Raw genomic sequence first — 10,759 nt, forward strand, 5'->3', positions numbered from 1 at the left:
CCCTCCACCATAATGGCGGCTGTGGCGAAGTGGTTAACGCATCGGATTGTGGTTCCGACATTCGTGGGTTCGATTCCCATCAGCCGCCCCATTTAATATCTAAATGCGGGTGTAGTTTACTGGTAAAACCTCAGCCTTCCAAGCTGATGTAGTGGGTTCGATTCCCATCACCCGCTCCATATGGGCCTATAGCTCAGCTGGTTAGAGCGCACGCCTGATAAGCGTGAGGTCGATGGTTCGAGTCCATTTAGGCCCACCATATACATATTTTCTTATTGTTCCGCAGTAGCTCAGTGGTAGAGCAATCGGCTGTTAACCGATAGGTCGTAGGTTCGAGTCCTACCTGCGGAGCCATTTTTATTTTATGGGGAAATACTAAGCGCCTTTAGCTCAGCTGGATAGAGCATACGCCTTCTAAGCGTACGGTCAGAGGTTCGAATCCTCTAAGGCGCGTAATGAATTGTGATAAAAATAGCTAAATATCAACCTTCTAGGACATCTAGCAAAACGGTCGGTGTAACGTTCATAAGCCGAAATGACTAAAAGTTAGATGTATACTAGGAGGTTTTTTCTTATATTTTTAAAATATAAATTTGAATGAGAAGGTTCTTCGGTCAACTTTCTTACATTTATTTATAAATTAAATCTTTTAAAGAAATCAGGGGGACGGTTCTTGTGATTCGGAATCATGAGAACCGTCCCCTTGATTCTCCGGGGCTATAATTCCTTCAATTTTCTCCACAGTGTTGCTCGGCTGATGCCTAGTTTTTGGGCAGTTAGGTCTTTGTTGCCGTTGAATTTTTCAAGGTTGTTTAGGATGACTTGTTTTTCTATATCTCTTAGTGTTCCATCTAAAATAGAATGATGTTCTTCATATTTCCCTTGATTTTGATCGTTCCATTTGGGCTCATTTTGTTCCCTTAGTTCTTTCATCATTTCTTGTAAAATGATTTCTTTTGGAATTTCTGTCTGGTATAGTACGACGAGCCTTTCTAACATATTTTCCAATTCACGAATGTTTCCCGGCCATGAATAATCGGAAAATATATCGATAATTTCCTTCGGCAAACTCGGTATCTGACATTGGTAACGATTGCTGACCTTATCCAGTAACCTATTCATTAGTAATGGTATATCCTCTTTGCGCTCGCGAAGGGAAGGAAGCGGGATTCTCAAGACATTTAGGCGATAAAACAAGTCAGCCCGGAATTTTCCTTCGCGAATGTCTATTTGTAAGTCACGGTGTGTGGCAGCGATAATCCGAACATCTACCTTAATGATGGAGCTCCCGCCGACCCGCATAATCTCCCTTTCTTGTATAACACGCAACAGTCTTGATTGCAGTTCGAGCGGCATTTCTCCTATTTCGTCAAGGAAAATGGTGCCGGTATGGGCCAGCTCAAACAGTCCTGCTTTGCCATTGCGATTAGCCCCTGTAAAAGCCCCAGGTTCATATCCAAATAATTCACTTTCAAGCAGATTGCCAGGTAGTGCCCCGCAGTTGACGGGGACAAAAGGGCGGTTATTTCGATGACTTTGATTGTGAATGCTTTGTGCCACCAATTCTTTTCCTGTCCCGGTCTCGCCCTGTAATAGAATGGTAGAATCGGTTTTGCTAAAGTGCATGATTTTCTCTTTCACATTTTTCATATTAGGTGCCACCGCAACCATATCGGATAAGTTTTGTTTAGCGGTAAATCCTGTATCGGTTAACTGTCTGCGAATTTTTCGTTCCAGTTTTTGAACTTGAGTGACATCTTGTAAAGTGACAACCCATCCAATTTTATCTTCATCTACGGTAATCATTCGTTTGGATACGGTTACAACTGAATCATGCAGTTTCGCAATTTTCCCGTTGATTTCATGCGGCTCTATTATTAACTGAAGCAGTTCCTGTTCAGATTCGAGAGCGTTTTCGATGGATTGATGAATCACTCTGTTTCTCTCTTGGTTAAGAAGGTCTAGAACACGGCTGTTAGCTAAAACCATTTTATTTTCGTTCGAAATGATAAAGATACCGTCTTGTGCTGTTTCAAGAATCATCCGTAATTGTTCATTAACCTTCTTTTCTTGAAAGCCGGCAAGGACAAGGTTTTCTGACATATCCAATGCTTCTAAAACGCTCGCCTTTGAAGGCATTAATTTAATGCCGGGTAAGCCAAATTGTTTAGCGTGATCAATTGACATTCCATCGCCGACAATAAATTCGATCTTGTCTGAGATGGCTTCTCTCACTCTTATATCTAAATCATGTTCGTAGGAGAAGACAGGGTATATTTTTATATCGATATAACTGCCAAGTTCACGGTAATCGCAAATGATATTTTCTACACCAATGAGACCAATCCGTTGATACCTTGTTTTCAATGAGTGGACGGTTCGAAGAATATCAAGGACGGTCATTTTCACTTCGACAACCGGAATATTGACCTTTTGTTTTAAAAGAGTTGCTTGACCACCACGTGTGATAATCACCTCTGCACCATTTTGCTCTTCCTCTTTGGCAATGGGGATGGTTTCTTGAAAGGAAAAGTCCCGATCACTATCGGGAGCATAAATTTTGATATCGTTGCCAATAGCGGTTCGAACAATGTCAGCAAATTCCCTCGATGGTGCGATAACGACCATTTTACTCATCTTAGATCCCTCTTGTTTTTGATATTTATAGAATGTTTCAAAATGAAACGTAGATTTTCAATTTGATACAATTATAGCATAATTGAAATCGTTTACTATTCTTTTTGAAATGAAAACGTTTTCCTTTTTTAAATAGTGGAAAACGGAATTTTCCCTTAAATAAAGGGTTTTCACAAATAGTTCATAAAAAATTCGATTATTTTTCAATCTTAATTAAAAAGTTGGCACGCATCTTGCATATTAAGATATATGAAAGGAGGGTTAACTAGTGAATAAGGAACAAGCAAAGATTTCACAACAGTTAATCAATACAGGAAAGTACTTATTGGCTAATCAACTTGCCTGGGGGACATCGGGGAATATCAGTGCACGTTTAGATGATAAGCACATGCTTATTACGGCATCAGGCACAGAAATGGGAGACCTCAAACCAGATGATTTTGCCTTATGCAATTTTGAGACAGGCACATGGGAAGGAAACCGAAAGCCATCTAAAGAGGTGCCAATGCACACCGGAATCTACCAGGTACGGAATGATGCGAATGTAATCCTTCATTCTTCACCTTTTTATACAACGCTCATTGCTTCAAGTGAAGAACCGATTGTTTCTGAATTGTTTGTCGAAACAATGTATTACCTTGAAGATATCGCCTATGTGGATTATTACCATCCTGGTACGGTTGAGCTGGGCGAAGCCGTCAAGGAAAAGGCAGAAGAAGGGCATGTAATCATCTTAAAAAACCACGGAGTCATTCTTTTTGATGATTCGTTCTCAGATGCCATTATGCGTTTAGAAACATTGGAAATGGCATGCCGAATGATAGTAACAGCTAATTCAGCGGGAATTAAGCTTACGAACATCCCAGATCATGTGGTAAAAGACTTCTTGGAAAGTGCCAGATATAAACCACGGAAGCTGGTTAATCGAAAGCAGCATTTATAAATCACTTTATTTAACAGTTTAATAGAAAAAATGATAAGGAAGTGTAGTCAACATGAAAGCGGTTATGATTGATCGCCCCTATTCTGTAGTCGTTACAGACGTTAATCGTGCTCCACTAGGAGAACACGAAGTTCGCATTCAAGTTAAAGCAGCAGGTATCTGTGGTTCAGATATTCATGCATACAAAGGTCTTCACCCATTCCGTAAGCCACCGGTGATCATTGGTCATGAGATTTCCGGCGTAGTCATTGAACATGGCCGTTTAGTCACTCGTGTAAAGGTGGGAGACCGAGTAACGGTGGAACCACAGGTGGGCTGCGGTAAGTGTGAAGATTGTTTACAAGGCAGAACCAATTATTGTAATAACCGCCAAGCTCCTGGCATTGGAAATTGGTATGGTACAATGGCTGAAGAATTTGTTGCCCATGAAGATGTCGTCTTTGTTTTACCACAGGATATGGACTACAATCTTGGGGCTTTATCAGAACCTTTAGCAGTTGGAGTCCATGCTGTGCGTCAGGCAGATATTAAGGTCGGTGAAAAAGTGGCAGTTCTTGGGTCAGGTCCAATTGGACTATTGGTACTAGCGGTTGCGAAAGAAGCTGGAGCAACCACTATTCTTGCGACAGATGTATTTGATTACTGCTTAGATACTGCCGAAACAATGGGTGCCACTCACACTATCAACATTAAGGGTAAAGAAAACTGGATTGAAGAAGCGAAGGAAATGAATGGCGGTCCTTTTGATAAAGTCTTTGTTTGCATTGGAGTACCGGGAATTGTCAACCAAGCGCTCTCACTTGTTAAAAAAGGCGGACTAGTCGTTACGGTTGCCATGTTCCATGAAGAGCAATCCTTGGATATTATGCAGCTGCAAGGACAAGAGAAACAATTGGTTGGTTGTTTCTGTTACACGCGCCAAGATACCATTACAGCTGTTGATTTACTCGCTTCTGGCCGTATTGAGACAGATGCTATTATCACTCATGTATTACCATACTCCGAAGCAGCGGAAGGGTTTAGAATGATGGACAAGAAAGAGGGGAATCCTCTAAAGATTCTTGTAACGTTTGACTGAGACGAAAGACTTGAAATGGAGGGATGAAAATGGGAAATGCTCGTGTTCTTGCTACGTATCTGATTGAGACGCCGTATTCTTTGGAACACGCTGCAGCCGTCATGGCAGGAGAGCAGTCCACAGGTACTTTCGTTTCTGTACCTGGAGAAACGGAAGCACTTAAACAAACATACGGGGCGAAAGTATTGTCGATTCAAGAACTTGAATCGGTGGAACGACCGACATTGCCGGGGGCTAAGTTGCCTAAAGATGGGCATTCAGTATATCGCCGGGGAGAGGTTGTCCTTTCATTTCCATATCATAATTTCGGGCCCTCCATTCCGAATCTCTTGGCAACGGTGGCAGGTAATCTTTATGAATTAGAGGAGTTTTCCGGCCTTAGATTGATTGATTTAGAGCTTCCGATAGAGTTTACAGAAAAATATTTAGGTCCGAAGTTTGGAATTGAGAGAACTCGACAACTGACGAATGTATACGGCAGACCATTGATTGGAACCATTGTCAAACCGAGTATCGGCCTTTCGCTTGAAGAATTGCGGATTTTGGTCCGTGAATTGGCTCTCTCAGGAATTGACTTTATTAAAGATGATGAACTCAATGCTAATCCGCCATATGCGCCATTAAAGGAAAGAGTCAAAGTGGTCATGGAAGAGATCGAGAGAGTTGCAGACAAGACAGGTAAAAAGGTTATGTATGCGTTTAACATCACAGGAGATATTGATGAATTGCGGGAAAACCACGATACGGTGGTAGCTGCCGGCGGGAACTGTGTGATGGTTGGCATCAATAGTGTAGGTTATGCCGGTGTCTCCTACTTAAGAAACTATTCCGAGGTTCCGATTCATGGTCATCGTAATCAGTGGGGTGCCATGACACGCTGTCCTCTATTGGGAATGGATTTTAAAGTGTATCAGAAATTATGCCGTTTAGCCGGGGTGGACCATCTCCATACAAACGGATTAAACAGCAAATTTTATGAATCCAACGAATCGGTTATCCAATCTGTCAAGAGTTGTCTGACACCGATGTTTGGGAATGATACGATTATGCCAGTGCTCTCATCAGGCCAATGGGCAGGAACGGCAATGGAATCTTACCAAGCCATGAATACAGTAGACTTGATTCATTTAGCTGGCGGCGGTATCGTGGCCCATCCTGGCGGGGTATCCGCTGGAGTTAAAAGCATGAAACAGGGATGGGAAGCGGCTCTTGCAGGTACATCATTAACGGATTATGCCAATACTCATCAAGAGCTCGCGCTGGCTATAGAGAAATTTGGTCGTAAGAAATAACGTAAGCGTTTTTAGAAAACGATTTAAAAAATTATATTAGGTGGTGTATTTATGCTGGCGAATCAAAAACAGCAAGTGGCAGAGCAAAAGAAACGTTTTACTCTTCCAGGATTACGTTGGTGGATGTTTTCATTTTTTATATTAGTCATGATTATTAACTATATTGACCGTTCATCGCTTTCGGTCGCGATGCCATTAATTAGTAAGGAACTTCATATTGATTCGGTTACAATCGGCCTTATCCTTAGTTCATTTAGTTGGACCTATGTTCTTATGCAAATACCTGGTGGATGGCTCGTTGATAAATTGAAGCCTCGAAAAGTGGTCACCACAAGCTTAGTTGGCTGGGGGATTGCTGAGGCTCTTACAGGGTTTGCTACAGGCGTTGCAAGTTTGATTGGAATGCGTATGTTATTAGGTGTTTTTGAAGGACCTGTTCAAAATGGTGCCAATACCTCTTTAATTCGTTGGTTAAGAAAATCTGAAATTTCTCGTGGGAGCACACTTGTCGATGGTGGTGGACCGCTAGGTACGGCATTTGGCGGACTTTTTGTTACTGCACTGATTGTTTGGTTAGGTTCATGGAGACTCGCGTTTGGAGTCGTTGGGGCAATTACCGTTCTTATTGGTGTAATCGCTTGGTTGTTTATGCGGGATAATCCATCTGATCATCCACTGATTACAGAGGAAGAGAAAAATTATCTTGCTAAAATTGAAGAAGATGATGAGGATGAATCAGATCTTTCAACAGGTTCTGCAATTAAATATTTTAAGCACTCAAGTCCATGGATGTTACTTTTAGCTTTCTTAGGCTATGACATTGTTCTATTCGGCTTACTTACCTGGGCTCCGACTTACATTAGTCAAGCGCAGCACGTCTCTTTCGGGATGACAGGTATTTGGACATTTGTTATCTTTGGCGCAGGCTTTTTAGGTGAGGTTTTTGCAGGACAATTGGCCGACCGTTTGATTCGAAAAGGTAAATCTGTAAACGCTGTATTAAGAACGATGCTTGGATTTGCTGGTGTTGGTGTTGCAGGCGCGATTATGATGGTTAGTCATGTTTCTACTGCGAGTGCAGCAATCCTATTGATTACTCTTGCTAACTTCTTCCTTCGTTGGGGTGGTTTGTACTGGAGTGTTCCAGCAAGACTTGCTGCAAAAAAACATGTAGGTCAGTTAACGGGTGCCATGAACTTCTCTGGTAATATTGGAGGTTTGATCATTCCAATTTTAATCGGTTATATTGTTCAAACGACTAATAGTTATGCTGGTGTTTTCGCAATCTTTGCTTTCTCAGGTTTACTTATGGCAGTTGGTTCTATTGCCATCAACTATTCAGGTAAAATAAGAGTTTAAGATTTTAGGTTTGGGGGATATACGCATGGAGAATGAAACTTCTCAGGAAAACAGGAAAATCGTTCTCTCCTTCTATGGAGATGACTTTACTGGTTCAACGGATTCAATGGAATCCCTCACCATTAATGGGCTTCCCACTGTGTTGTTTCTGGATGTTCCAGATCAATCGGTATTGAGTCGTTTTCCTAATGTTAAATGTATTGGTGTCGCAGGTAATAGCAGGGTAATGAGCCCAGAGGAAATGAAGCAGACTCTGCCTTCCATCTTCTCAAGTTTAAAAGAATTGGGCAGTGATTATGTTCATTACAAAGTCTGTTCCACCTTTGATTCCTCTAAAAATATCGGAAACATTGCAACCGTTTTAAAAATTGGGCAGAATGTATTTGATTCTCAAGTCACTGTACCAGTGTATGTCGCTTCACCCGATTTGAAGCGTTATACGGTATTTGGTAACCATTTTGCCGCGATGGGAAATCAGGTGTATCGTTTAGATCAGCATCCGGTGATGTCTCGGCACCCGATTACACCGATGTCAGAAGCCGATTTACGGCTTGTTTTACAGGAACAGGGCTTAGATGGGCGTATTGACTTAATCAATGTTGTCGATCTCGAGCAGCCAATGAGCGAATTACAGGAAATTTATAAAGAAAAAGTTTCTGAAGATTCACAGGCTGTTTTGTTCGATTCCTCAAGGAAAGAGCATGTGGAGAAGGTGGGAGAACTGCTCGCTTTCTCTCGGAAACCTGAAGAGCCATTATTCTTAATCGGATCATCTGGTGTAGGACATGCTGTTGCTGCCGCTCATAAGCATCCAGATGTTGTAAACTCCGTAAACAGCAGTGAACGCCCATCATTTAAAAAGGTGGATCAACTTCTTGTCGTTTCTGGCAGCTGCTCTCCTGTTACAGAACAACAGCTTCAGTGGGCGATGAACAATGGTTTTGAGGGAATTCATTTGTCTCTTCAAGAGGTCATGGATGAGAACAACGGAAAGAAAGCGATGCAAGAGTTAGTCCAAAAAGCAACTGAAATCATTGTGCGGGGTCAGAGTGTGGTTATCTATACCGCATTAGGACCAGATGATCCGAGTATCAAGGAGAATCAACGTCAATTCACTGAAAGCGGTTCCTCTATCTCGGATTCAAGTAAAATCCTTGGTTCCTATTTAGGTGAGGTTGCCAGAATGGTGATTCAAGAGACTGGTATTGAGCGATTAGTGATTGCAGGCGGGGACACATCCAGTTATGCAACAAAACAACTAGGTGTTTATGCGCTAGAAATGGTCACATCTATCTCACCAGGAGCACCACTTTGTCGATGCTACTCCGATGATTCTCGTATCGACGGCTTAGAGCTATCATTAAAAGGCGGACAATTTGGTAGTGTAGACTATTTTGGTAAAGTGTTAAACTGTGCTCCCAACTTGGTCAAACTTTAACTGAACAAAGAATATGAATTGAAATCAGGGGGACGGTTCTCGTGCTTCCATAGCATGAGATGCCATTAGGAATCAGTGCGACGGTTTGTATATTAAGATTTTATTAAGAATAAGCGGTTATTATTAAGACAAGCATTTTCAGCCCCCCTTTTAATAATATTATTGGATGCCCTCAAGGATTGTTTTCGAACAGCCTTGAGGGTTATTTTTTTGCTGACCTATTCTAGGAAACAGGAACCTTACTATAATTATATAGGATGCAAACTAAGGGGAGTGAGCGGATGAAATGGAAGTCGATGATAGCCATTGCACTTGTTGTTTTCTTTACTGCAGGATGCTGGGGTGTACAAGATAAAAAGCCTGTTTCAGAAAAACCAACAGTTACCGGGGAGAATAAACCAGAACAAACTGGAGGTGAACCTGGAAAACCAGCCGGTGGAACGGAAAAGCCTAACACTCCGCAGGATACGCCGCCCGTTCAACCAGGAAAAACGACTGATCAGCAACCTAACATTTATCCGGAAAACACCAATCAAACGATTAAAATTCATGATGAGTCCATTGTGAAAGACAGCCTCAATATCCATATTATCTATCCGCAAATTGATGGCATGAAAGACAAAGTGGCACAAGCAAAAATTAATGATTACTTGAAGAAAACAGCGGAAGCAGCTGATGAGAGTCAGATGACGAATGAGGTTCCAAGTGCGCCATCATCGTTTGATTCAACATACAAAATCACTTTTCAGAATGGGCACCTTATCAGTTTTGTGTATGATCAATATTTTTATTTAAGCGGGGCTGCCCATGGCATGCCATCAATGGTTCCTATCTTGGTTGACTTGGATAATGGCAGGATTGTGGAATTGAGCGAATTGTATAATGGTTCGCCGCAAACCAAGCAAATCATTAGCAAACTCATCCTCAAACAAGATGTTTTGCATATGCTTGAAGTGATGGGGGAGTTTAAACAAATCAGCTCGGATGATTTAAAACAGGTTTATTTAACGAAGGATGGCTTAATGATGTATTTTCCTCCTTATGAATATACCCCCTTCGCTGCAGGGACGCTTTTGTATCATCTTTCTTTTTTTGATATTCAAAGTGTATTAAACACTACATTTTTCAAGAGTCATGGAATTCCTGTTTCACAACCGATTCATTCGACCACCATCTATGTTTCGGAAGGCTTTCATTTTTCGGTCCCAAAAGAATGGATGGATCGTCTGACCTTTGAAAGAGCCGATTACGCGGAGAATAATAAATGGACATCTGCAATCAATGTCTATTTCAATTCAGCTGATAAACCGTTGTTGTTTAGCTTCCATATGTATGAAAAACAAGTCTGGGCCTCGTTAAAGCCTGGAGCGGAAGTAAAACTTGCTGAAAAAGGAGATATGGTATATTCGTATTCTGTAGCCCAAATACCGCAGAATGATTTACAAGCTAATGACTTTATCAAGAATGTTGTTCCTGAAATTATGAAGACTTTTCAGATTGATTGATGAAGCATGGTGAAGCATGGGGACGGTTCTCATGCTTCTTTTTATGGACTTGGTGTCCTCATCGCCTAGTATGCCAACATACGTTCGGGTATATTTTGATTTTCATTATAGAAGAAAGGTTTTATTTTTTATGTATTGACGTTTGTAAGATATACTGGTAGAATAAATTCCTGTCACTAAGTGATAGGGATTAACAAAAAAACAGTTGATAGATTTAATTGTTTCTGTTAATATTACTTCTTGTCACTGCTTTTAAAGAAAATTACTTTTTTTAAAAAAGTTGTTGACTTCACTGAGTGCAGATGATATATTAATAAAGTCGCTTCTGAGCGATAAATAAAATTGCTCTTTGAAAACTAAACAAACAAAAACGTCAACAAACAATAATTATCATGTTTCTTCTATTATATAGAGATCATGAGCCAACGTAACAAAATGAGCTAATCAACTTTCTTGGAGAGTTTGATCCTGGCTCAGGACGAACGCTGGCGGCGTGCCTAATACATG

Annotated in this window: 7 protein-coding genes and 5 tRNA genes; 11 read left to right on the top strand and 1 reads right to left on the bottom strand. The window is 41.1% G+C overall.

All coding sequences use genetic code 11. From position 1 onward, the window contains the following. Positions 1–15 precede the first annotated feature (15 nt). The 5 genes from JOC76_RS29240 (at position 16) to JOC76_RS29260 (ending at position 453) form a co-directional block, all read left to right on the top strand. A tRNA-His gene (locus tag JOC76_RS29240) sits at positions 16–91 on the top strand. A gap of 14 nt (positions 92–105) precedes the next feature. After that, positions 106–179: transfer RNA gene (locus JOC76_RS29245), tRNA-Gly, on the top strand. A gap of 3 nt (positions 180–182) precedes the next feature. Next, a tRNA-Ile gene (locus tag JOC76_RS29250) sits at positions 183–259 on the top strand. 20 nt (positions 260–279) lie between these two features. Beyond that, positions 280–354, top strand: a tRNA-Asn gene (locus JOC76_RS29255). 25 nt (positions 355–379) lie between these two features. After that, a tRNA-Arg gene (locus tag JOC76_RS29260) sits at positions 380–453 on the top strand. Between the two features lie 264 nt (positions 454–717). On the opposite strand, the gene JOC76_RS29265 is transcribed toward JOC76_RS29260, so the two are convergent. Then, complete coding sequence (locus JOC76_RS29265; protein ID WP_205182295.1) at positions 718–2,637, bottom strand: sigma 54-interacting transcriptional regulator; 1,920 nt, start codon at positions 2,635–2,637, stop codon at positions 718–720. Positions 2,638–2,905: 268 nt separating this feature from the next. Between JOC76_RS29265 and JOC76_RS29270 the strand changes: the two genes are divergently transcribed. The 6 genes from JOC76_RS29270 (at position 2,906) to JOC76_RS29295 (ending at position 10,252) form a co-directional block, all read left to right on the top strand. Next, a complete protein-coding gene (locus JOC76_RS29270; RefSeq protein ID WP_307784788.1) occupies positions 2,906–3,580 on the top strand; it encodes a class II aldolase/adducin family protein in 675 nt (224 codons plus the stop codon). A gap of 52 nt (positions 3,581–3,632) precedes the next feature. Next, a complete protein-coding gene (locus JOC76_RS29275; protein ID WP_205182296.1) occupies positions 3,633–4,658 on the top strand; it encodes a zinc-dependent alcohol dehydrogenase in 1,026 nt (341 codons plus the stop codon). 29 nt (positions 4,659–4,687) lie between these two features. Continuing rightward, positions 4,688–5,950 carry a ribulose-bisphosphate carboxylase large subunit family protein gene (locus JOC76_RS29280; protein WP_205182297.1) on the top strand — a complete coding sequence of 421 codons (1,263 nt, stop codon included), beginning with the start codon at positions 4,688–4,690 and terminating at the stop codon, positions 5,948–5,950. A gap of 51 nt (positions 5,951–6,001) precedes the next feature. Continuing rightward, complete coding sequence (locus JOC76_RS29285) at positions 6,002–7,309, top strand: MFS transporter (RefSeq protein ID WP_239558129.1); 1,308 nt, start codon at positions 6,002–6,004, stop codon at positions 7,307–7,309. A gap of 25 nt (positions 7,310–7,334) precedes the next feature. Further along, complete coding sequence (locus JOC76_RS29290) at positions 7,335–8,747, top strand: four-carbon acid sugar kinase family protein (protein ID WP_205182298.1); 1,413 nt, start codon at positions 7,335–7,337, stop codon at positions 8,745–8,747. A gap of 257 nt (positions 8,748–9,004) precedes the next feature. After that, positions 9,005–10,252 carry a DUF3298 and DUF4163 domain-containing protein gene (locus tag JOC76_RS29295; RefSeq protein ID WP_205182299.1) on the top strand — a complete coding sequence of 416 codons (1,248 nt, stop codon included), beginning with the start codon at positions 9,005–9,007 and terminating at the stop codon, positions 10,250–10,252. The last annotated feature ends 507 nt before the right edge of the window (positions 10,253–10,759 follow it).

The sequence above is a fragment of the Neobacillus cucumis genome (genome assembly GCF_016908975.1).
In the GTDB taxonomy this organism is placed as follows: domain Bacteria; phylum Bacillota; class Bacilli; order Bacillales; family Cytobacillaceae; genus Neobacillus; species Neobacillus cucumis.